This is a genomic window from Sorangium sp. So ce117, assembly GCF_051524395.1.
GTDB lineage: Bacteria > Myxococcota_A > Polyangia > Polyangiales > Polyangiaceae > Sorangium > Sorangium cellulosum_B.
Map to the genome: position 1 here is coordinate 5,619,866 of NZ_CP150309.1, position 23,204 is coordinate 5,643,069.

The window sequence follows — 23,204 nt, forward strand, 5'->3', positions numbered from 1 at the left end:
GCGCTCGACGACGAAGCGCCAGCGCGCGCCAGGCGGACATCCAGGCGCGGATCTTCAACCGTAAAATCCGAGAGACGTATGGCTGACGATCGATCCCTCCTCGGGGTCGACGCACTGCTCGTAGTGCAGCATCTCGCCGCGCGACGACGGCGGGAGCGCGCGCAGCAACGTGTAGATGGGGCCGAGGCCGCAGACGCGACGGCTGGCGAGGTCCCGAGCAACGTCGACGAAGAAGCCCGGCGCGTCGATCGACGTCGCGCGCTCGATCGAGGCGAGATCGCGGTCGCGCAGCGCCGTCCGCTGCCGCTCGTCCAGGGGCGCGGGATCACCGAAGCGCGGGCCGACGTGGGCGAGGTCCGCTCCTGCGATGACGAGGACGCGACCGGGGCGCTTCGCCAGGGCGTCGCGGAGCGCCCTCAGGAACGACTCGGCGCCATCGTCTTGCGCGGGGTCGCGACGCCGCGCCTGACACTCCGAGAGGCCGCAGAGGATGGGTACGATCGACGCCGCGCGGCCGCCAAGGAGGTGCCGCACAAACACGGCCTGAAACTCGATCGAGTGCTCGTTCTTGTGCAGGTACTGGTCCTCGCGCACGTCGAAGCGGCTCGCCGCCGCGAGCTCCGCGATCATCTCTCGATCCGGATCGAGAGGACCGAGCGGCGTCGCGAACGTCTTCTCGCAGACGGCGTACGGACGGCGCATCGCGGCGTGCGACGTCCCGAGCAGAACGAACGTGTCGACCTGCTCGAGCCCTGGACCCGTCAGCGCCTGCTCCAGCGCAGCATAGGCATGCCCGTAGCCCGCCGCGGCGCGCCAGAGATCCATGTGCGGCGCGCAGAGCCCGACCATGCGTGTTGGCGCGCTTTGCGACGCTACAGCGCGCGGCGCTCCGCCCTGCGGCCGCGCGACCTGGAGGCACTTTCGCTCGATGAAGTCGGCGAGCTTCCGTCGATCGCCGTGGTACGCGCCGCCCGCGTGCGCGGCCACCCGGATCGGCGCCGCGTCGAACGATTGCACGACGCTCCGCCGGCGCGCGTGGAATCGCGGGCTGTCGAGCATCCACGCGCGTTCCAGCTCGTCGGCCAGCTGCGACACGTGGGCGGCGTCCACGTGCTGGCCCGTCGACCGGGCGACGTCACGCGCGATCTCGTCGATCGATCGCCTCCCGTCGAAGCGCGCGAGCACGGCAGCGCTCGCGGCGGGAACGACGACCGGAGACGGCGCGATGCCCTCGGTGTCGCGCAACATCAACGCGCGGCCATGGCGCTCATCCTGGATGACGACGATCTCAAGGGCTCGAAGCTTCGGGCACAGCACCGGCATCCAGCGCGAGAATAGCGCGTGCGCGCTCGCCGCCCAGCGCGCGGCCTCGCGCATCCGAGAACAGCGCCGACGCCCCCCGCGGTCGCAGCGGCAGCTCGCTCCAGAACGGACGGCGCTGGTGCCCTGCGTCAGAGCGCCCGTCAGGAGGTGCGTCAGAGCGCCCGTCAGGATGGCGGATTGCTGCTTCGCAGCGGCGCCGCGTGGCACTAGGGTCGCTGCTTGAAGCTCCGCCCTGCTCCGCACCCCTCCCCACCCCTCCCCTGGCATCGCGGCCGGGCAGTACGTCCGATCACCACGAGAGCGCCTCCGAACGAATGCGTCGAACCACGCCCCTCGATCCACCCGTCCGTGAAGCCGATCTGCTCATCGAGCTCTCGGCCGTGTACCGCGAGGCGGAAGAGGTCTTCAGTGGCTGGACGTGCGAGGCCTCGACCGAGTGCTGTCGGTTCGGCATCACGGGCCGCGAACCGTACGTGACGTCCGTCGAGCTCGCTGCCGTCCGGCGCGCGATCGCGGCTCGCGGGGGCCGCCGAGCGCTCGAGGGGATCGTGCGAGCGGACGGGGCTGGAGCGCCCGAGCCGGGGGCGTTCGCCAGCGGCCCGAGCCAGCGACGCGCGCTGCCGCAGGCGTCGGAGCGGCGGTGCCCGATGCTCACCGACGCCGGCCGCTGCGCGATCTACGCCGCGAGGCCCCTCGGGTGTCGCACGTTCTTCTGTGATCGCGCCTCCGCTGGATCCCCGGTCCGCCACCACGACGTGACCCGGCTCGTCCGCAAGGTGCAGGAGATCGCCGCGCGGCACGAGCCGGGCGGCGATCTCGGCCGTCCGTTCACCCGCGCCCTGGCGGAGGCTGGACCGAGCGCCGCGGGCGCGCCGCCCAGGACGAGCAGCGCGGCGCGCGCTCGCCGTGGCCGCTGAGGCCCGCCGCTCAGGTCCGCTCGACGGCCATCACGCCGGGGATCCGCTGCAGCCGCCGGATCACGCTCTTCAGCTGCGCGAGGTCGGAGCACAAGAACGTGAACGTGTTCATCGCCCGACCGTCGTCGCCCGCGCGACAGGTCGCCTCGCTGATGTTGATGCCCTGCTCGTGGAACGTGTGGCCGACCGTCGCGAGGATGCCCGGCCGGTTCGCCGTCATCACCTTGATCTGCACGGGGCGGTTGATCTTCGCGCGCGCGTCCCAGGAGATCTCCACGCGGCGCTCCGGGTCCGTGTCGAACGCCTTGGCGCAGTTGCGGCGGTGGACGGTGATGCCGCGGCCGCGCGTGATGAAGCCGACGATCTCGTCGCCTGGGAGCGGGTTACAGCACTTCGTGTAGCGGACGAGGACGTCGTCAATGCCGTTCAGCCGGATGCCGTGGCTGTCGCGCCCGGTGACCTTGCGGACGAGCGACTCGATGCGCCCCTCCTTGATCGACTCGGGCGGCGGGGTCGGCGTGCCCTTCTCGTTCTCCTTGGGCGTGGGCGCGAGGAACTCGCACACCGCGCGGACGCTCACCTTGCCGTAGCCGACCGAGATGAAGAGCTCGTCGGCCGAGGTGACCCCGAAGCGCTCCATGACCTTGCGCAGCTCGCCCTCGTGCTTCGTGAGGCGACTCAGGCTCATGCTCCGCTGGTGCATCTCCTTCTCCAGGAGCTCACGGCCGAGCTTGAGCGACTTCTCCCGCTGCTCCGTGCGCAGGTAGTTGCGGATCTTCGAGCGCGCGCGGCTGGACGTGACGTAATCGAGCCAGTCCTTCGAAGGGTGCTGGCTCGGGTTGGTCATCACCTCCACCACGTCGCCGTTCCGGAGCTTCGATCGGAGCGGGACGATGGCACCGTTGACCCGCGCCCCCGAGCAGTGCTCGCCGACCTGCGTGTGGATCGCGTACGCGAAGTCGATGGGCGTCGAGCCGCGGGGGAAGACGCGCACGTCGCCCTTCGGCGTGAAGACGTACACCTCGTCCTGGAACAGGTCGACCTTGACGCTCTCCAGGAACTCGGCCGGATCCTTGAGCTCCTTCTGGAACTCCATCAGCTGGCGGAGCCAGCCGAACCGCGCGGCGTCCTTCGGGTCGATGCCGCCGGAGTTGTTCTCCTTGTACTTCCAGTGCGCCGCGATGCCCTGCTCCGCGACGCGGTGCATCTCGTGGGTGCGGATCTGGATCTCGATCCGCTCGCGCCCGGGCCCGATGACCGTCGTGTGCAGCGACTGGTACATGTTCGGCTTGGGCAGCGCGACGTAATCCTTGAAGCGGCCGGGTACCGGGGTCCACTGCGAGTGGATCACGCCGAGCGTCGCGTAGCAGTCCGCCACCGACTCGACGAGCACGCGAAACGCGATGACGTCGTAGACCTGATCGAAATCGCACTGCTGCGCCTGCATCTTGCGCCAGATCGAGTAGAGGTGCTTCGCGCGGCCGGTGACGTCGACCGCGAAACCCTGCTCCGCGAGCTTGCCCGCAAGCACCTTCGAGACCTCGTGGATGTACTTGTCCCGCTCCTTCGCTGTCGTCTTGACCTTCTGCGAGAGGTCCGACCAGGCTTCCGGCTCGATGTACCTGAACGACAGGTCCTCGAGCTCGCTCTTGAAGCGCGCGATGCCGAGGCGGTTCGCGAGCGGCGCGTAGATATCCATCGTCTCCCGGGCGATCCGGTCCTGCGCCTCGGGCTTCATGAACTCGAGCGTCCGCATGTTGTCGAGGCGGTCGCACAGCTTCACGAGGAGCACGCGGATGTCCCGCGCCATCGCCACCAGCATCTTGCGGAAGTTCTCGGCTTGCCGATCTTCCTTGGAAGCGAAGTTGATCTTCGAGAGCTTCGTCACGCCGTCGACGAGGAACGCCACCTCCTGGCCGAAGCTGTTCTCGATGTCGGTGGTCGTCGCGAGCGTGTCCTCGACGACATCGTGCAAGAGCCCGGCGCAGACGCTCGCCGTGTCCAGCTTGAGCTCGGTGATGATCGCGGCGACGCTGGCCGGGTGGGAAAAGTAAGGGTCACCGCTCTTGCGGGTCTGCCCCTTGTGAGCGTCAGAGCTGTAGGCGTAGGCCCGGGCGATGAGATCGACGTCTGCAGCCGGCTGATAGGTCCGGACGCGATCGACAAGCTCCGTCAACGTCAGCATGAAGAGTTCGGTGGGCGCAATGCGCCCCCTCCCTTTCGCACGCTAACACCGCGATCTAGACCCCGCAATTGTGTCACCATGCGCGACGCGCGCGCAGAGTAAGGTGCCCAGGCGCGTTGCCCGGCGCAGGGCACGCGCGCTCCGCCGCGCGTCCTCGTCGTCATCAACGTCGTCCACGTCGTCCTCGCCCTCATCTCGGTTCATCTCGGAGTTTCCGCTTCGCCCGCTTGCGTCGGGTCGAATGTTGCTGCGGATTCATGAAAACCATGGAGCCGATCACCGTCTACGTCCACTTCCCCTGGTGCCTCAAGAAGTGTCCCTACTGCGACTTCGTGTCTTTCGCGAAGGCGCGGGAGGCGATCGACCACCGCGGCTATGCCGACGCCGTGCTGGCCGAGCTCCGGAAGCGGGAGGATGTGCTGGGCGAGCGCGAGCTCCGGAGCATCTTCTTCGGCGGCGGGACGCCGTCCCTGTGGGAGCCAGACGAGATGGGCAGGGTGCTGTCGGCCATCACCGCGGCCGCCGGCCGGCTGTCGCCCGACCTCGAGGTGACCGTCGAGTGCAACCCGACCTCGCTCGATGAGCAGCGGGCCCGAGCGTTCCGAGCGATCGGAGTGAACCGGCTGAGCGTCGGAGTTCAGGGCCTCGACGTCGAGCGCCTCCGGTTCCTCGGGCGCCTGCACGACCCCGACGGCGGGCTCGGCGCGCTCTCGGCGGCGATCCGGTCAGGGATGCCGCGCGTGAGCGGCGATCTCATCTACGGTGTCGCGGTCGGAACGGTCGAGGCGGCGCGGGAGCAACGCCCCGAGCACGCCGCCGCCGAGGCGCGCGCCGTGGCCTCGACAGGAGTGACCCATATCTCGGCGTACAGCCTGACGGTCGAGCCCGGCACCTCGTTCGGAGAGCTCGCGCGGCGCGGTCGCCTGCCGCTCGCCGGAGACGATGGCGTTGCGGACACGTTCTTCGCCATCGACGAGGCCCTCGAGGCCGAGGGGCTCGCCCATTACGAGGTGTCGAACTACGCGAGGCCGGGTCACGAGGCGCGCCACAACCTGGGTTACTGGCAAGGCGTCGATTACGTCGGTCTCGGGTGCGCAGCCTACGGGACGCTGTCGCGCCCGGATCCGCGCTGGGGCCTGCGCTCGGCCGGCGCGGAGGGCCACGATGGAGAAGCGTTCGCGGTCCGGTACCGGAACATCGTGAGTCCAGAACGGTACATGGCTGCGACGGCCGAAGGCGGCGAGGCGATCGCCGTGGAGAGCGAGGAGCGGCTCGAGCCGGAGACGCGGCTGTCCGAGCGGATCATGCTCGGGCTGCGGCTGCGCGAGGGGCTCGATCTCGAGGCCGCCGCGGCGGCGCTCGGGGTGCCGGCGTGGCCGCCCTCGCGGCGGAGGGCCGCGGAGCGGCTCGAGCGCGCCGGCCGCCTGGAGGTGGCGGGCGGGCGGATCCGCGTCCCGCGAGCCGCCTGGGTCTTCGCCGACGGCATCGCGGCCGACCTGTTCTGAAGCAGCGCCGCGAGGGCGTCGCATGGACGCGCGGCGCTCGCGGTGGACGCCGGGCCGGGGCCGCGCTCCGATGAGCGTCCCATGAGCCGTCTGCCTACCGTCGAGGACATCCGCGGCGCCGCCGTGCGCATCGCGCCCCACGCCCACGTGACGCCCGTCATGACCAGCCGGACGATCGACGGCATCGCAGGGGCGCGCGTCTTCTTCAAGTGCGAGAACCTGCAGCGGGTCGGGGCGTTCAAATTCCGCGGCGCGTGCAACGCGGTCCTGTCCCTCTCGGACGAGGAGGCGCGGCGCGGCGTCGCGACCCACTCCTCGGGCAACCACGCCGCCGCGCTCGCGCTCGCGGCCCGCATCCGCGGCGTCGCCGCGTACATCGTCATGCCCGAGAACGCGCCCACCGTGAAGCGCGCCGCCGTGGAGGGCTACGGCGCCCGGGTCGTGAGCTGCGCCCCCACGCTCCGCTCGCGTGAGGAGACGATCGCCCGCGTGATCGCCGAGACGGGCGCGATCTTCGTCCCTCCTTACAATGACCCGCGCATCATCGCCGGCCAGGGCACGGCCGCGCTGGAGCTCGCGGCCCAGGTGGACGATCTCGACGCCGTGGTCGCGCCCGTGGGCGGCGGCGGGCTGCTCTCCGGGACCGCCATCGCCACCGGCTCGCTGTCGCGCGCGCGCACGATCGGCGCCGAGCCCGAGGCCGCGGACGACGCGGCGCGATCGATGCGCGAAGGGAGGATCGTCCCCTCGAACGACCCGGTCACGATCGCCGACGGCCTCCGCACTTCGCTCGGCGAGCTCACCTTCGCGGTCCTGCGCGAGCGCGGGGTCGAGATCGTCACCGTGAGCGAAGAGGACATCGTCAAGGCGATGCGCGTGGTCTGGGAGCGGATGAAGCTCGTCATCGAGCCGAGCGCGGCCGTCCCGGTGGCGGCGGTCCTGCGGCGCTTGGTCCAAGGGGCGCGGATCGGCGTCATCGTGAGCGGAGGCAACGTCGATTTGACCCGGCTCCCGTTCACCTGAGCGCGCTCGGGCGTCCGAGCCTACCCGCGAGGGCGCGCCGGCGCTCCCCGCGCCCACGCTCACGTGGCGCGCCGCTCTCGCGCGAAGCGCAACGTGGCGCGTACAGCGCTCGGCCCTGGGCCGGGCGGCGCCGCCGCGATCGACCGCCCTTGCGCGTCGAGGATGCGCGAGCCGCCCTGGCCGTCGAGCGCAGGGCGGGAGGGCCCCCAGTTGGCGTTCACGATCGAGATGTGATGGCGCCGGGCCAGCACGGGCAGGAGATCGGCGCGCATGTCCCCTTCCCCGGGCGAGTCGACCCACGCCGTAGGGAAGAGCAGCAGATCGGCCTCATCGAGCGCGTCGCCCGCGTCGTCGGAGACGAAGTGAACATCGAAGCAGATGGCGACGGTGAGCTTGACGCCGCGCAGCTCGAGGACCGGCGTCCCGAGATCCCCCGGCGCCGCCCAGCGCTCCGGGAACCACGGATGACGCTTGCGGTAATGGCCCACGCGCCGTCCCTCGCCGTCGAAGACGAGCAAGCTGTTGTAAAAGCGGCCCCCGCTCGCCTCGACGAGGGGGCCGGCCAGCGCGATCCCGTGCCTTCGCGCGAGCTCGGCGAGCCGCTCCGCCGACTCCCCGTCGATCGGCTCCGCGAAGCGGCGCAGATCGCTGTCGCCCCGCGGCGAGACATAGCCCGTGAGGATGAGCTCGGACAGCAGCACCAGGTCTGCCCCCGCAAGCGCTGGCGATCCGAGGAGACCGTCGATCTCGGCAAGCGCGCCCCCTCGGTCGCCGAAGCGCTGCGGCAGCTCGAGCGCGACCACGTCGAGGGAGCGATCGCTCAAGGGCACCACCGGACGCCGCCGCGGCGCGGGCACGCTCGCGCGCCGCCCGCCGGCGATCCGATCGCATCGCCCCGGACAGCGCACGGCACGGCCACGGCGCGCCCTCGGCTCAGCGGTGGTTCCGCGCGACCTGGAGCTGGTGGAGGCTCACCGCCAGGTCGACCTGGCGGCGAAGATCCGAGGCGATCCAGGGCTTCGTGATGATCCGGAACGCCGCGCTCTCCCGGGAGATCTTCTGGATCTGCTCGACGTCGGTCGGGGCGCAGACCAGCACCGGGACGTAGCTCAGCCCCTGCCGGCGCAGCTCGCGCAGCAGCGCGAGCCCGCTGAAATGAGGCATCCGGTAGTCGGCGACGACCACGGCGGGCGGCTCTTTCACCGCGGCCGCCAGCGCGCGGCGAGGGTCCCCGAAGGTGCGGACCTGGTAGCCGGAGCGGAGCGCCCGATCCATGAGGTCCAGGTTGAGCTCCTCATCGTCGACGGCGTAGAGGAGGGCTCCTTGCCCCCGACCACTCGAAGGTGGCGGCATGCTGCCGGAGTGCGGGGCATTGCCCATCAAGCGCGAGGGTATCAGACCTCGTCCTCCTGCACCACGCGCTCAAGCCGAGGTGATCTGGTTGCCTGCATCACGCCCAGCGACGGGCAGCCAGGCGCGCGACACAGCGGGAAGGCCGGCAGATGTGGGCGCCGCTTCGCCCCGGCGCCCAGTCTCGCGTCGCTTCAGCGGACCTCGAGGCGCCGCGAGCGATCAACCTGGACCGGCAGCGGCGTTCACGATCCACTCCGGCGGCGTTCGGCGGTAAGAGATCAGGGGATGCCCGCTCGCGATGGATTGCTCGAGGTCGGCGCGCTCGTGGACGGCCGGTATCAGGTGCTCGGCCACCTCGGGAGCGGCGGCCATAGCGTCGTCTACGATGCGCGCCAGATCGTGACCACCCAGCGCGTGGCGCTCAAGCTGCTTCGGCCCGAGGTGCTGCGGCGCTCGCGCGAGTCGAGCTCCCAGGAAGCGCGCTTCGAGCGGGAGATGCAGGTCATCGCCCAGCTGAGCCACCCGAACATCGTTCGCCTGCTCGACGCCGGGCGCCTGCCCGAGGGCGAGCTCTACCTGGCGCTCGAGTACGTCGACGGCGAGACGCTGACCGCGCGCTGCCAGCGCACGAGGGGGGTCGAGCCGAACGAGGCGAAGCGGCTGATGCTGCAGGTGCTCGACGCCATCGGCTTCGCCCACGAGCGCGGCGTCGTTCACCGCGACCTCAAGCCGCACAACATCATGGTCGCCGGGTCGGGCAAGCGGACGCACGCCAAGGTGCTGGATTTCGGCATCGCCGCGCTCATCGGCGAGGCCCGCTCCGCCGACTACCGCGCGCTCACCCCCACCGGGGAGTTCAACGGGACCCCTGCCTACATGGCCCCGGAGCAGCTCGTGCAGTCCACCCCGACCACAGCGGCGGACATCTATGCATGGGGGCTCACCTTTCTCGAGTGCCTGATCGGCGCGCCTGTGATGCACGAGGCGACGATCGCCGAGGTCATCTTCCGCCAGCTGAGCCCCGAGCCGGTGCCGATCCCCCGCGCCCTCCGCGGCCACCCCCTCGGCGCGCTGCTCGAGCAGGCGACCGCCAAGTCGCCGGCGCACCGCTTCCGGTCCGCCCGCGACGCCTACGAGCTGCTGGAGGAGTGCGACGTGTCGGAGATCCCGTGGCCGCTGCCGCCCGATCCCGGTCACGCCGCATCGGTGAAAGAGCGCGGCGGCGCGCTGGAGCAGCGGGCGATCGCGACGCGACCGGCGCGGCAGGTCGAGGCCGAGCAGGAGACCCAGCTCGTGCCCTCCGGGCAGCCCGAGCCGCCGCCGAGCACGGTGCGCAAATCCCCCGAGCAGCAGCGGCAGGACGAGCGGCTCGGCGCCGCGCCGACGCTCGCGATCCCAGGCCGCAATGTCGCGCCCGCCGCGGCGCCGGCGAGGCCGATCCGCAACGCGTCGATCCACCTCGGCGCCTCGGGGAGCCCGCCGACGGCGCCGGCGACGACCTTCACGTCCCGCCCCAGCGTCGCGCCCGGGACGCGGCCCATGTCCACCACCGGCCGCGGCGAGCGCCGCCAGCTCACCGTGCTGGTCTGCGGGCTCGCCGGCGCCGAGCGCATCGCGGATACGATCGACAGCGAGGCGTTCCACGAGCTCGTCCAGATGTACCAGGCGGTGTGCGCCCAGGTGATCGGGGCGCAGGAGGGGGTGTTCCTCCGCTCCCCGGGCGAGGAGACGATCGCGTATTTCGGCCACCCCGTCGCGCGGGAGGACGACGCTCTCCGCGCCGTGCAGGCGGCGCTCGATCTGGTCGAGCACATGTCCAGCCTGAACACGCGCGAGCTCGTGTCCGTGCCGCTGTCCGTGCAGGTCGGCGTGCACACCGGGATCGTCGTCGTGGCGGACAGCGACGCCGCGCCCTCGCTCGCAGGCCCGACCTTGAACGCCGCGACGCAGCTGAAGGCCCACGCGGAGCCCGGCACGGTGCTCGTGAGCCGCGCGACGCTGAAGCTCGTCGAGGGCTATTACCACGTGGACGCGCTCGGCGAGATCAGCCCGAAGGAGGGGCGCCAGCCGCTCGAGGTCTTCGCGGTGCACGGGCGCACGACCGCGCGGGACCGGCTGGACGCGAGGATGCAGCACGGGCTCACGCCGCTCGTCGGGAGAGACAGCGAGCTCGACGAGATCGCGGCCCGGTGGACGCGGGCCGCGGGCGGCGCGGGGCAGGTCGTGCTGATGACGGGCGAGGCGGGGATCGGCAAGTCGCGGAGCGTGCGCGCCTTCCGCGATCGGCTGGCCGGGACGCCCCACCTGTGGCTCGAGGCGCGCTGCTCGCCGCAGCTCCAGAACAGCGCCTTCTATCCGGTGATCGAGCTGCTCAACGCGCTGCTCGCGGGCGACCGCGAGCGCGCGAGCACGCTGAGCGGCGCCGCGCCGTCGACGGAGCGCGGCGCAGGGCTCGGGCCGCGCGAGGACCGGCTCGCGCGGCTCGAGGAGCTGCTCGTCGAGGCGGAGGCGGGGCCGCTCGCCGTGCCGCTGCTCGCCGCGCTGCTGTCGATCCCGACCGAGGGACGCCACCCCGTGCCGGCGCTCACCCCGCAGCGCCAGCGGCAGGAGACCATCTCCTCGCTCCTGCAGCTCTTCCTCGGGCTCGCCGATCGGCAGCCGCTCGTGCTCACGGCCGAGGACCTGCACTGGGCCGACCCGTCGACCCTGGAGCTGCTCGGCCGGCTCATCGACGAGGGGCGGCCGTCTCCGCTGCTGCTGCTCCTGACCGCGCGCCCGACGTTCGCGCCGCCGTGGCCGGTGCGTTCGCACTTCACGCAGATCTACCTCGCCCCGCTCAGCGCCGAGCGAATGCGGGCGCTCGTCCAGCAGCTGGCCGGCGCGTACGCGACGAGCGGCGCGCCGGGCATGAAGGCGTCGCTGCCAGACGAGGTGATCCGGACGCTCGCGGAGCGCAGCGATGGCGTCCCGCTGTTCGCCGAGGAGCTCACGCGCATGGTGGTCGAGTCGGCCGCCGCGCAAGCCGCCGCAGGGGAGTCGACCGGCGCGCCGAGCGCCGCGCGCCAGGGGGTGGGCGCGCTCGAGATCCCGACCACCCTCCAGCACTCGCTGACGTCGCGCCTCGATCGCCTGGGCCCTGCCAAGGAGGTCGCGCAGCTCGCCGCGGTGTTCGGCCGATCGTTCGGCTACGAGGCGCTCGAGCTGTGCGCGGCGGGCAGCGCGGGCGCGGAGCCGCTGCTCATGGCGTCGAGCCCCGAGGCGCTGCGCGAGGCGCTCGCGCAGCTCGTCGACGCCGAGCTGCTCTTCCAGCGGGGGCGCCCCCCGCGCTCGACGTACACGTTCAAGCACGCGCTGGTGCAGGACGCCGCCTACCAGTCGCTGCTCCGCGGCACCCGGCAGGTGTACCACGCGCGCATCGCCGCCGTCCTCGCCGAGCGCACCACGAATACGCCGCCCGAGCTGCTCGCGCGGCACTACACCGAGGCCGCGCTGATCGGCCCCGCCGTCGCCGCGTGGCAGCGCGCGGGCGAGGCCTCGCTGTTCTCGTCCGCGCACGCCGAGGCGATCAGCCAGCTCAGCCGCGGGCTAGAGCTCCTCAAGCAGCTCCCGGAGACCAAAGAGCGGGCGCGCGACGAGATCACGCTGCAGACCACGCTCGGCGTCCCGCTGATGATCACGCGCGGCTACGCCGCCCCGGAGGTCGAGGCGACGTATGCGCGCGCGCACGCGCTCTGCCGCGAGGTGGGCTCCTCGCCGCAGCTCTTCCCCGCGCTGTGGGGGCTCTGGATCTTCTTCCACGTCCGCGGCGACTACGCGCTGGCGGAGCAGCACGGCGAGCAGCTGCTCGCGCTCGCCGAGAGCACGGGTGACGCCGGCATCACGCTGGGCGCCCACCAGGCGCTCGGCGCGACGCGCTTCCTCCGAGGGCACCTCCGCGAGGCCCGCGAGCACTTCAACAAGGTGCTCGCGCTCTACGATCCCGCGCGTCACCTCCCGCTCGCCTTCCTCTTCGGCCAGGACGCCGCGGCGTTCTCCCTGTCTCACCTCGCCTGGATCGCGTTCCACCTCGGCGAGCCGGAGCGCGCCAGGGCCTCGGTCGACGAGGCGATCGCGCTGTGCGAGGAGCTGAACCAGCCCGTGAGCCGCGGCTTCGTCGAGCACTTCGCGGCCGTGCTGTGCTGCCTGCTCGGCGATCTCGCGGGCGCCGAGGCGCACGCGCACGCGCTCAGCAAGCTCTCCGAGGAGGTGGGCATGCCCCACTGGGCGGCGCTCAGCCAGATCGACCTCGGCTGGGCGACGGCGGCGCGCGCGGCCGAAGGGCCGGCCGGCGAGGCGGCGCGCGCGCGGTACGCCGAGGGCGCCGCGCGCATCCGCGGAGGCCTGGCGATGCTGACGGGCATCGGCAGCCGCGTGTCGCTCACCTACTGGCGGTCAGCGCTCATCGAGGCGGAGCTCGGCGCGGGCAACGTCGACGAGGCGAGCGCGCTGCTCGCCGACACGCTGGCCTTCGTCGAGAAGAGCGACGAACGCTACTTCGAGCCAGAGCTCTACCGTCTCGAGGGCGAGATCGCCCTCGTGCGCGGCGCGCCGACGGCCGCGGAGGCGCGGGATCGGGCCGAGGCGGCATTCCGGCGCGGGCGCGAGATCGCGGAGGGTCAGGGCGCGCTCGGCCTCCTGGCGCAGCTCTCCGAGCGCCGCGCGGCCCGCCCCTGAGCGGGGGCGGCGCGCTGGAAGAGAAGAAGCGGCGCGCCTCGGCGGCGCGTGAGGCGCGTCCGGCCGCGAGGCGGCCGCGGGAGACGCCGCAGGAGCTCCGGAGCGCGGCGCTAGAGCTCGCCGTGGGTGCGCATCGGCACCCGCCAGGCGACGATCTCGGCGTGCTGCTCGCGGCTGAAGGGCCGCTCGAGGAGCCGCGTGCAGGACTGCCGTGAGCGGAACAGCTCGAGGATGTAGCCCATGCGCTCGGGCAGCGACGCCCAGTCCTCTGCGCCGCAGCCGTGCGTCGTCTGATCGTGCGCGTTGTACTCGCTCAGGAGGTCGAAGAGCTCGCGATCCTCGATGGTCGCGAGCTCCGCGCAGTGGAGCGGCAAGCCGGGCGGCGCGGGCAGGTCGTAGCCGAGATCGAGGAGCTCGTCCGGCAGGCGCATGGTCATCATTTCCTTCGTGGCCATCAGGCGCCAGACCGCCTGCACCTTCTCGGCCTGCTCGCGGATCACGGACCTGAGCGCCTCGGGCAGGTGCCGTCCGGGAACGCCGATCGAGTCGCGCAGGCAGCGGACGGGCGCGTTGAGCGCCCTCGCGATGTACGGCTGGAGCCGCACCTGCTCGTGCAGCCCGACGAGCGCGTTGGCGAGGAGGACCAGCTCCGCTTTCCTGTCCTTCTCCTCCGTGATCATCGCCTCGTGGTAGCGCGCCACGGCGCTGCGGAGCAGCCCCTGTCCCCCCTCCCGAGACTGCCCTGTCTGCAGCCCGTCGAGCAGCGCGGCGAGCTGCGCGTCGCTGGGCCGCGGGCACTCTCGATAGAGGTGGATCATGCGGACGAACAGGGGTCCGAGCTCCTCGAAGACCTTGAGATTGCCGAGGGCGATGTCCGAGCTCAGCTCGCGCAAGATCCGCTCTGGGATCTCCATCAGATCGAGTCCATGACCCCACCAGGGCGTGAGCAGGTTGACGCCGCTGACGAGCGGCGAGCGCTCGGGCTCGCCCTTGCCGCGCCCCGTCGCGATGCCGGCGCGCTGCGAGATCACCTCCCGTTCGTCCTCGTCCGAGAGGATCAGCTGCCGGAGCACCGCCGGCACCTCCTCGTTGCGGATGAACCGCCCCGCGGTCTTCGAGGCCCACGTGGCGAAGGTGCACCAGTGGGCGTTGCGTCCGCCGAGCAGCTTCACGAGCTCCGCGGAGATCTCGTAGTAGCACTGGGTGATGAGCAGGTTGCGCAGCACCGGCTGCCGCTCCAGCGCGATGACCGCGGGAACGTGGTCGAGCAGCGAAGGCAGCTCGGACGCCTCCGAGAACCGCACGCCGGAGTGCGTCCTCGCGGTGGTCCGCGTCGCGCGCTCCACGACGCCGCTCCGCGTCCGGAGCGCCTGCGCCTCCGCGGGCGACGAGAGGGAGGGCCGATAGACACCATCCTGGAAATGGCCGGAGTGCTCGCTCGCCGGTACCGCAGCCATCAGCGGCTTCACAGGGGTCGTCATTCTCCCGTGCTATCTCCGATCGCTACCAGCTGTCCATACCTGTCCATAAGTTCATGTTGAAAAAGGCCGGCTGGCACGCGGGGTGCTGAACATGTGACGCCGGTTACACGCGGGCATGTTCAGCGGCGCTTGGCCACGCTCGGGCACGCTCGGCCGATTGAACGAGCGCCAGCGGCCTCACGGCTGCTGCGGCGGAGCGAGCGGCGGGAGCGTCGGGGGGGCCGCGGTCGCCACGGCGCTTCCGCCGCTTCCGCCGCGCGGCCAGGTCGTGACGCTCACCCGACGCTCTCGGCCGAAGGTCCGCGCGACCACGGCGCGCACGTCGGCCGGCTCGACCTCCTCGAGCGCGCGGAGCAGCCTCGGCAAGCTGCCCGGGTCGAGCGCAGCGCGCAGCCGCAGATCGGTGATCGGCCGAGGAGACGCGGGCGGCGGCGCGATCGTCGCGCGCCGGGTGAGCTCTCTCTCGAGATCCAGCTTGAGCAAGGCCTTCGCGAGGGCCAGCTCCTTCCAGGTGGGCCCGGACGTCGCGAGCGACGCGAGCTCGACGTCGAGGCGCTGCTCCAGCTCGGCGGCGCTGCGCGACGGCGCGGGCGTGAGCTCCACCGCCGCGACGCTCGCCTGCGCGCCGAGCGACAGGCGCCCCGTCACCTCCGACGCGAGCTGCCCCTCGGCGACGAGGGCCTTCGCGAGCCGCGCGACGCGCGGGCTGACGAGGATCTCCATCGCCACCCGGAGCGGCGCCTCGTCCGCGCCTCCCTCCGGCGGCGCGATCCAGCCATAGAGCAGCCGCGGCGCCGGCACCGCGTCCTCGATGACGATCCGCTCCTCGCGCGGATGCGGCCCGATGGGCCGCTCCGGCTCCTCGACGGCGCGCTGGAGCGAGCGCGCGAGCGCCTGCTCGACCGCCGCGCGGGAGACGTCGCCCGAGAGCGCGATCGTCGCCTGCGCCGCGGCGCGCTCGCGCCGGAGCGACTCGGCGAGCAGGAGCTCGCTCGCCGCGCCTGCGTCGCCGCGCGCCCCTATCAAGGTGCCCTCCAGCGGGTGGCCGGCGGGGAACAGCGCGTCCCCGAGCGCCAGCCACGAGGGGCCGTACGGCGCCCGCTCGAGCGCGCGCCGCGAGGCCGCGCTGGCCTGCCGCCTGAGCTCGGCCACGCGCGCGTCGCTCGCCTCGCCGAGCAGCATCCTGAGCCGCGCGGCGACCAGGTCGATGCCGACGTCGAGATCCCGCGGAGGCACGGTGATCGCGACGCGCGCCTCGCTGGCGAGCGCGGGCCCCGCCGCGCCGGCGTCGCCCGCGGGCCGCGCCGGGACGGCGACGGCCGCGCTGATCGAGACGAGCGGCGCCGCGGGATCTTCCCGGAAGTCGACCGCGATGCCGTTCGGGAGGCGGAAGCGCTGCACCTGCTCCTGGCCGAGGCCCGCGAGGAGCCCGATCTGCTTCTCGATCGCCGCCTCGCGCCCCTTGAGGGCGCGGCGCGCGCTCGGGCCTCCGACGTCGTCGAGAGGCGACGCCGGGACGAGGCGCCCGCTCCGGATGCCGAGCGGGTCGTCCTCGAAGGCAGGGCGAAAGCCGACGCCGCCGCCGATCATCACGATCGGGAGCCTCGCATCGAGCGCCTCCGGGTTGCCGAGGAGCGGCATGGGCGCCGGCGCCTGGCCGGGCGGGGTGAAGAGGGGGAGCCGGTTCCGACCGAGCGACACGGGGCGGGGCGGCAGCGACGCGCCGTCCAGCGCGAGCTCGCCGATCGCGGCGCGCCGCGGCAGCCCAGCGCTCGCGCCGTCGCCCTCGTCCTCGTCGAGCTCCTCGTGGTCGAGGTAGGCGGGAAAGAGGGCCATGGCGCGCGCGACGCGATCGGCGGGCAGCGAGATCAGGTGGTCGACACGGCCGGGCGGGACACGGTCGCGCAGGAGCTCGGGGTTGTGCTCGCGCAGCACGGCCGTCGAGATGCCCGCGGCGCGCGCGATCGTGCGGAGCCGCGTCCCCGGCGGCACCGCGACCTCGCCGAGGTCGAGCGGCGGGAGCGGCGCGACGTCGGGCAGGTCCAGCCCGAAGCGCCCGCGGTTCGCCGCGACGATCGCGAAGGCGATGATCTGCGGCACGTAGTCCGCGGTCTCCTTGGGGATGGCGCCGGCCTGCGAGAGCTCCGCGAGCCCGACGGGCCCGCGGGCCTCGGGCTCGCGCGCCGCAGCGACCTTCGACAGCGCGCGGAGGACGCCCTCGTGGCCGAGGTTGTACGCCGCCAGCGCGAGGTCCCACCGGCCGAAGCGCTCGTACAGGTCGCGCAGGTGCGCGGTCGCGGCGTCCGTGGCCCGCGTGATGCCCATGCGGGCGTCGATCCACTCGGACTGCTCCAGGCCGTAGGCCTCGCCCGTCCTCGGCATGAACTGCCAGAGCCCCGCCGCGCCGGCCGGCGAGACCGCCCGCGGGTCGAAGCCGCTCTCGATCGCCGCGACCCAGAGCAGATCCTCCGGGAGGCCCGCCTCGCGGAGCGAGCGCTCGATGATCTCGCGGTACGCGCCGGCGCGCCGGAAGCGCCGCTGGAAGAGGGCGCGCCCCTCGTCGGACTGGGCGAAGAAGCGGACGAACCGCATCGTGCGGCGCGTGAGGGGCACGTCGAGGTCCGGCATCGCCAGCGTGGCCAGCACCGCCCCGTCGGGGTCCTCGAGATCCTCGTCCGCCGCGGGCTGGAACTCATGCACGAGGAGCGCCGTGAGGGCGGGCGGCGCGTCGCCAGCGGGCGGAGGGCAGGCGTCGGCCGTCGACGCGAGGGCGGGCGCGCGATCGAGCAGGCCGGGATCACGGAAGGCGCGGTACGCCGCCGAGAAGGACGCACGCACCGACGGCGCCTGGCCGACGGCCGCGCCCGAGATGCAGAGCAGCGCGCCGAGCCCGGTCCACAGAGCGGCTCGCCGTGCCCAGCTCATCGACGTGGATCTTGCTCCGAAACCGCCCGCGAGCGCTACGGCAAAGCGCGGAGACAACGGCGGCGCCGTGCGTTGCTCGACATCGCCACGCTTCCCGGTGCGTCCCGGCGCGCCCGCGGCTCCCCGCGATGTTCCCGCCCGAATTCCTCGGCGATCTGCCCCGGCGCCGCGCCCCGCGCCTGCGCGGGGCCGACGGCCCTCGCCGCGACCAGCACTAGCCGCCCGCGTCCGGGCGAGCTAGCAAGCGTCGGCGATGCGCTCGTCTCCAGCTGGACCCCCTTCAGAGAAGAGCTCTCGGCTGGGCGAGGTGCTCGACTTCATGAAGCTCCTGTGGGCCGTCGATCACGGCCTGCAGTCGACGTCGAAGCGCATGGAGGCGAAGATGGGCGTGACGGGCCCGCAGCGGCTCGTCATCCGCATCGTCGGGCGCTACCCGGGGATCTCCGCCGGGCAGCTCGCCGAGATCATGCAGCTGCACCCGAGCACCCTCACGGGGGTGCTGAAGCGGCTGCAAGAGCGCGGGATCATCGAGCGCCGGGTCGACCCGAAGGACGGGCGCCGCGCGCTCCTGGGCCTCACCGCGCGCGGACGCGAGCTCGACAGCCTCCGCACCGGCACGGTGGAAGCGGCCGTACGGCAGGCGCTGAAGTCGGTGCCGCGACGCAAGCTCGACGCCGCGCAGGACGTGCTCGCGGCCGTCGCCGAGGCGCTGCAACCGCAGCAGGGCGACGAGTAGCGCCGCCGGTCGGATCCGCGCGCGCGGCGCGCGATCCAGTCAGGGCAGCGCCGATCGGAGAATGCCTGCAGGCGCGCACGGCGCTGGCGCCGCGGCGCGCTGAGCGAACGGCGCTTCGCGGCCCGAAGCGCGGCGCGCGCTGCGTGATCTGCGTGAAGCGCAGGGCTGGGCCGCGACCCGCGGCCCCTCCGGACATCGAACAGAGAAACGGCGGTCGTCCCGCACGGCGATCCGCGCCTCGCCGTCTCCGAGACGGAGGACGTCGCCGCGCCGGACCCGTGAATCGAGGCACTCGGTGCGATCTCCGCGCGGCGCGCGCCGCGCCGAGCGCCTCCCATCAGCACGACGGGGGAACCATGAGGCACTGGGTTCTTGGCTCGATCAGCGCGGCGATCATCGCGGCGTCATGGGGCTGCGGCTCCGGAGAGCGAGGCGGGCAAGCAGACACGGGAGGCGGAGGGCACGCGGCGGGAGGCGGAGGGCACGCGGCGGGAGGCGGAGGGACCGGGAGCCATGCCGCGGCCTGCACGATCGCGGCCGAGGGCCTGAAGGTGAGCAGCGGCCGCGGGATCACGCCGTCGATCGCGTGGACCGGAGCGGGCTTCGCCATCGCGTGGCACGAGCGCGCGGCCGACGAGGGCGACATCCTCCTCGCCACGGTCGACGCGGAGGGCAACAAGCTGCGGGAGGAGGTGATCGATGACGGGCCGGGCGTCTCCAGCCACCCGAGCGTTCACCGCGACGGGCAGGGCCTGCTCGTCCTCTGGCAGGATCAGGACGGCGCGGGCAGCGTCGTACGCGGCCGCCGCGCGACGCTGGAAGGCGTCGCCGAGGGCGCGGCCTTCGATCTGGCCAGGAGCGGAGCGGCCGAGTCCTGGCCCACCGCGGCGGCGAGCCAGGACGGGACGCTCGTCGCGTGGATGGACGCGGGCGGGTCGCAGCTCGGCCACCTCGACGGCGGCGCGCTGAGCAGCTCGATGCCGCTGGATCAGGCGCAATTTCCGGCCGTCGCCTCGGACGGGGAGAAGACCGCGGTGGTCTGGACCCAGGGCGACGCGCTCGACTTCGCCAGGCCGGGCCAGGAGAGCGCTCCGCTCGATCCGATCGCGCACCCGGGCGTCACGGCGAAGCTGCCGCGCGTCGTGCTCGGCGGAGACGACGCCTTCCTCGTCTGGGAGGACACCCGCAGCGGCGCGGAGCAGATCCGCGCGCTCCGGATCTCCGCGCAGGACGAGGTGTCGCCCGAGGCCATCGCCTCGCGCGGCGAAGGCAGCGCCAACTGGCCGGCGCTCGCGTGGACAGGGCACGGCCTTGCCGTCGCGTACTACCAGTTCCGCGACGGTCCCCCGGGGGTCTTCGTCACGCTGCTGAGCCGGGACCTCGAGCCCATGGGCGACGAGATCGAGGCGAGCGGCGGCGCGACCGCCCGGTACCCGGCGCTGGCCTGGACAGGCCAGGAGCTCGGTATCGCCTACACGGAGCAAGACCAGGGCATCCGGCTCTCGCGCGCCAGTTGCCCCTAGCTCCGCCCGCCCACGCGGCGCGATCCTCCGCGACCGTTCACCACATCCCGCCCGCGCGGCCGGCGCGCGGGGACGCGGCCTGGCCGCCCCCGACGGCGCGAGATCATCGCTCGCAGCGGCGCAGCCCGATCGCCCGCGGCGATGCGCCCGCGTCGCCTGACGCGGCCCCGGATCGAACCCTGCAACCGCCCTCGGCGTGGCCGTCCTCCCCTGCGCCTTTGCGATCCTAATCTGCACAGCCGTGCTCGGCGCCTACGCCGTGCGCGTCGCGCGCCGCGGCCGACCCGCGATGCCGCGGCTCGGCGCCTCTCCTGGGAGCGCACTGCTCCCCAGGCCGGTGGTCGAGGCCTTCTACTGGTCGTTCCACGCCCCCGCGCGCGCGCTCGCGCGCCTCGGCGTCTCGCCGGACGCGCTCACCTACCTCTCGCTCGGCCTGTCGCTCGCCTGCACGCCGCTGCTCGCGGCCGGCCGCTTCCGGTCCGGCGCCGCGCTGCTCATCGCCGGCGCCGTCCTCGACGCGCTCGACGGCATGGTGGCGCGCGAAGGCGGCAAAGCGTCGCGCGCCGGCGCGGTGCTCGACTCGTGTCTCGACCGCCTGTCCGACGCCGCGCCGCTCATCGGCCTCGCCGTCTTCTACCGAGAGCACCCCGCGGCGCTCGCGATCCCGCTCGTCGCGATGGTCGCCTCGTCGCTCGTGAGCTACGCGCGCGCCAAGGCCGACGCTTACCAGATCTCGCTGCCCGACGGGCTGATGCGCCGGCACGAGCGGCTCGCCTACCTCGTCGCGGCGCTCGTCTTCGGTCCGGCCGTGCCGACCACGCGGCTGACCGGCGCCCTCCCCTTCCCGATCACGATTGCCTGCCTCGCCCTCGTGGCAGGCGTCGGCCTCGCCGCGGGCCTGCGGCTGGTGCAGCGCACGCGCGCCGCCCTCACGGCGGCCGACGCCGCGGCGCCGCGCGAGCCGAGGACGACCGCGCGCTCCGGTGGAGAGCACCCGCGCCTGCTCCGCGGCGGCAAGGCCACGAGCGCGCCGCTGTGACGCCGGCCAGGGCGGCGCGGCTCAGGCGGGCGGCGCCTTGCCGCCGCTCGCCGAGGCGTCGGGCTCCCAGAGGAGCTCCGGCGTGCCGAGGAGCGCGGCCGCCCAGCGGCTCCAGACGAAGAGCGCGTCGCTCAGGCGGTTCAGGTAGCGGACCGCGTGCGGATCGGCGTGGCCGGCCTGGGCGAGGCGCACGCAGCAGCGCTCCGCCCGGCGGCACACCGTCCGCGCCACGTGGAGGTCCGTGTTGAGCCGCGAGCCGCCGGGGAGGACGAACGAGCGCAGCGGCGGCAGATCGGCCTGGCAGCGGTCCATCTCGGCCTCGAGGAGATCGATCTCGGCCTGCGTCACGCGCGGCTGCTTCGGGTGGACGTCCTCCGGGAGCGTCGCGAGGATCGACCCGAGGTTGAAGAGCTCGTGCTGGACGCGGAGCAGCGTGCGCCCGAGCTCCGCGAGGCGCTGGGCGCCCTGGCTCGGCGCCCCCGGGAGCAGCTCGATCAACGTCTGCCGCGCGGCCCCGACGAGCGAGTTGAGCTCGTCGACGGTGCCGTAGGTCTCGATCCGCGCGTCGTCCTTCGGGACGAGCTGCCCGCCGACGAGCCGGGTCAGCCCGCCGTCCCCCTGCCGCGTGTAGACGCGGTTGATCGTGATCTTCGGCGCCTTGAAGACGCGCGCGCCGCCGCTCTCCCCGCCGTCCGGCTCGTGGTCGCCCGTCCCGCGCGTATCGTCGTCGCTCACGGGGAGCTCACGTAAGGCCTCGGCGCACGAGGGTCAAGAAACGCCGCCGGAGGCGGTGTTGACGATCCTCCAGGGGAAGTGGAACAGTCCTGTCCCTATGCGCTCAGCAGGGTCGCTGCTCCGTCATCCCGTCTCCATCGCCCTCGTCCTCGCCGCGATCCCCGTCGCCGCGGGCTGCGCCGCCGAGCCGGCCGCGCGACCGGCGCCGAAGCCCGCCGTCACGGCGGAGATGGCGCGCATCGCGGAGAGCCAGCGCCGCGTCGACGAGGCGAGCCGCGCGCTGTCCGACAAGCGGTACGCCGACGCCCGCGGGCTGCTCGATAAGGCGAGCGGGCTCGGCGTCGACTCGCACCGGTACCAGATCGGCGAGCTGCGCGAGAAGGTCGACAGGCGCGAGGCGAAGGTCTGGGCCGACGACGCCGCCGAGCTGCTCGACAAGAAGGAGTGCGAGGCCGCGTTCCACAAGCTGTCGGCGCGGATCGACGAGCTGAAGAGCGAGGCGTTCACCCACGAGGTCCGGCGGCTCGTGGCGTCGCAGGCAGCGGCGTGCGCGAGCAGGAAGGTCGACGACGCGACCATCGCCGGCAAGCTCGCGGAGGCGCGCGCGTTCCTCGCGGCCCCGCCGACGAGGGCGGTCCTCGGCGACGCCGCCACGGACCGGCTCACCGCGGAGCTCGACGCCACCGTCGCCGAGGTCCTGTATGGCCAGGTCGAGGCGGACGTCTCGGCCGGACGCTGGGCGAGCGCGGTCGAGAAGCTCGACGCCGCCGTGAAGCGGGGAGACACCTCCGAGGAGCAAGGGCGCGCGATCCTCGGGCGGGTCCGTGCGGCCGCGGCGCCACGGCTGGCCGAGCTCGCCGGCAGGGCGCTCGGCACCCAGGACGCGGCAGCCACGCTCGAACAGCTCGACGCCACCATCGCGCTCCTGCGCTGGGAGGCGCTCGCGCCCGACGGGGCCGAGCTGCCAGGGAGCGGGGCGCTGCCCGAGCTGCTCGCGCGGAAGCGCGCCGCCCTCGCGGCGTGGGTCGAGGCGCGGACGGTCCGGATGAAGCCCATGAAGAAGCCGGAAAAGCGCTGGTCTCACGGCACCGTCGCGGTCTCGCCCGCGTCGGACAGCGACGGCGAGCCGACGCGCAGCCTCCTGCCCTCGACGCCCGTGTGGGTCATCGGCCAGACCAAGGATCGCGCGCTGGTGACCGAGGTCGACCCCGGCACGGCCGTGGTCACCGCGGCGTTCGACGTCGCGATCGGGTGGGTGCCGCTGGCGCGCCTCGCCCAGGAGCCGACCGTCGACTGGTTGCCGCCGAACGACCAGCTGAAGGGCGAGCGCGTATGGGGCCCGCTCCGGGAGAAGCAGCCGACGCTCGAGCTCGGCGTGGTGAGCGACGTCCAGGGAGCCGACATCACCGTCCGGCGGCTCGCCGACGACGCCGAGATCAAGCTGCCGCGCAAGCAGCTCCGCAGCGGGCGCCTCGCCCCGGGCACCAAGGTGCTCGCGCTCTGCAAGTCGGAGAACGAGCCGGCGACGATCATCGACGTGCCGCCCGCAGGCCGCGTCGCGCGCATCCAGTGCGAGGGGGGCATGCAGAAGGAGGAGCCCCTCGCCTCGCTCCGATCGCGGCCCGATCTCTTGCCCCGCAGCCGCTAGCGCCGCCCTGGCGGAGCCCAGCCCTCCGGCCGCCGCCGAGCGGCTGGCTGCGCCGCGCGGCTGGCTGCGCCGCGCCGGCAGGCCGAGCCGACGCGCCT

General features: G+C 73.1%; 15 protein-coding genes. 8 read left to right on the plus strand and 7 right to left on the minus strand.

The features are described from left to right. Positions 1 to 54 precede the first annotated feature (54 nt). Complete coding sequence (amrB, locus tag WMF46_RS21025; protein WP_437987218.1) at positions 55 to 1,248, minus strand: AmmeMemoRadiSam system protein B; 1,194 nt, start codon at positions 1,246 to 1,248, stop codon at positions 55 to 57. A gap of 389 nt (positions 1,249 to 1,637) precedes the next feature. Here amrB and WMF46_RS21030 point away from each other — a divergent pair, with 389 nt between their 5' ends. Continuing rightward, a complete protein-coding gene (locus tag WMF46_RS21030; protein WP_437987219.1) occupies positions 1,638 to 2,240 on the plus strand; it encodes a YkgJ family cysteine cluster protein in 603 nt (200 codons plus the stop codon). Between the two features lie 10 nt (positions 2,241 to 2,250). Here WMF46_RS21030 and WMF46_RS21035 read toward each other — a convergent pair whose 3' ends face one another. Further along, positions 2,251 to 4,425, minus strand: coding sequence for a RelA/SpoT family protein (locus WMF46_RS21035; protein ID WP_437554329.1), 2,175 nt, complete (start codon positions 4,423 to 4,425; stop codon positions 2,251 to 2,253). Between the two features lie 257 nt (positions 4,426 to 4,682). Here WMF46_RS21035 and hemW point away from each other — a divergent pair, with 257 nt between their 5' ends. Then, entirely contained in the window at positions 4,683 to 5,930 is a 1,248-nt protein-coding gene (hemW, locus tag WMF46_RS21040) for a radical SAM family heme chaperone HemW (protein ID WP_437987220.1), read from the plus strand. 81 nt (positions 5,931 to 6,011) lie between these two features. After that, positions 6,012 to 6,953 carry a pyridoxal-phosphate dependent enzyme gene (locus WMF46_RS21045; protein ID WP_437987221.1) on the plus strand — a complete coding sequence of 314 codons (942 nt, stop codon included), beginning with the start codon at positions 6,012 to 6,014 and terminating at the stop codon, positions 6,951 to 6,953. 59 nt (positions 6,954 to 7,012) lie between these two features. Here WMF46_RS21045 and WMF46_RS21050 read toward each other — a convergent pair whose 3' ends face one another. Together WMF46_RS21050 and WMF46_RS21055 are read right to left on the minus strand one after the other, a co-directional pair. After that, positions 7,013 to 7,783 carry a carbon-nitrogen hydrolase family protein gene (locus tag WMF46_RS21050; RefSeq protein WP_437554334.1) on the minus strand — a complete coding sequence of 257 codons (771 nt, stop codon included), beginning with the start codon at positions 7,781 to 7,783 and terminating at the stop codon, positions 7,013 to 7,015. 103 nt (positions 7,784 to 7,886) lie between these two features. After that, on the minus strand, positions 7,887 to 8,333 hold the full coding sequence (locus tag WMF46_RS21055) for a response regulator (protein ID WP_012236479.1): 447 nt from the start codon (positions 8,331 to 8,333) through the stop codon (positions 7,887 to 7,889). 258 nt (positions 8,334 to 8,591) lie between these two features. Between WMF46_RS21055 and WMF46_RS21060 the strand changes: the two genes are divergently transcribed. Then, positions 8,592 to 13,019, plus strand: a complete 4,428-nt coding sequence (locus WMF46_RS21060; RefSeq protein WP_437987222.1) for a protein kinase domain-containing protein — start codon at positions 8,592 to 8,594, stop codon at positions 13,017 to 13,019. A 110-nt stretch (positions 13,020 to 13,129) separates the two neighbouring features. On the opposite strand, the gene WMF46_RS21065 is transcribed toward WMF46_RS21060, so the two are convergent. Together WMF46_RS21065 and WMF46_RS21070 are read right to left on the minus strand one after the other, a co-directional pair. After that, positions 13,130 to 14,500 (minus strand): hypothetical protein, encoded by a 1,371-nt coding sequence (locus WMF46_RS21065; protein WP_437987223.1) that lies wholly within the window; start codon positions 14,498 to 14,500, stop codon positions 13,130 to 13,132. A 177-nt stretch (positions 14,501 to 14,677) separates the two neighbouring features. Then, positions 14,678 to 17,425 carry a transglycosylase SLT domain-containing protein gene (locus tag WMF46_RS21070; protein ID WP_437987224.1) on the minus strand — a complete coding sequence of 916 codons (2,748 nt, stop codon included), beginning with the start codon at positions 17,423 to 17,425 and terminating at the stop codon, positions 14,678 to 14,680. A 319-nt stretch (positions 17,426 to 17,744) separates the two neighbouring features. Between WMF46_RS21070 and WMF46_RS21075 the strand changes: the two genes are divergently transcribed. The 3 genes from WMF46_RS21075 to WMF46_RS21085 all read left to right on the plus strand — a co-directional run bounded on the left by WMF46_RS21075 (position 17,745) and on the right by WMF46_RS21085 (position 20,723). After that, the gene (locus tag WMF46_RS21075; RefSeq protein ID WP_437910379.1) at positions 17,745 to 18,161 is read left to right on the plus strand and encodes a MarR family winged helix-turn-helix transcriptional regulator; all 417 of its coding nucleotides are present in this window, start codon (positions 17,745 to 17,747) and stop codon (positions 18,159 to 18,161) included. Positions 18,162 to 18,517: 356 nt separating this feature from the next. Next, a complete protein-coding gene (locus WMF46_RS21080; RefSeq protein WP_437987225.1) occupies positions 18,518 to 19,684 on the plus strand; it encodes a hypothetical protein in 1,167 nt (388 codons plus the stop codon). Between the two features lie 241 nt (positions 19,685 to 19,925). Then, positions 19,926 to 20,723 (plus strand): CDP-alcohol phosphatidyltransferase family protein, encoded by a 798-nt coding sequence (locus WMF46_RS21085; protein WP_437987226.1) that lies wholly within the window; start codon positions 19,926 to 19,928, stop codon positions 20,721 to 20,723. A 21-nt stretch (positions 20,724 to 20,744) separates the two neighbouring features. Here WMF46_RS21085 and WMF46_RS21090 read toward each other — a convergent pair whose 3' ends face one another. Further along, the gene (locus tag WMF46_RS21090; protein WP_437987227.1) at positions 20,745 to 21,458 is read right to left on the minus strand and encodes a cob(I)yrinic acid a,c-diamide adenosyltransferase; all 714 of its coding nucleotides are present in this window, start codon (positions 21,456 to 21,458) and stop codon (positions 20,745 to 20,747) included. Between the two features lie 97 nt (positions 21,459 to 21,555). Here WMF46_RS21090 and WMF46_RS21095 point away from each other — a divergent pair, with 97 nt between their 5' ends. Continuing rightward, complete coding sequence (locus WMF46_RS21095; protein WP_437987228.1) at positions 21,556 to 23,106, plus strand: hypothetical protein; 1,551 nt, start codon at positions 21,556 to 21,558, stop codon at positions 23,104 to 23,106. Positions 23,107 to 23,204 lie beyond the last annotated feature (98 nt).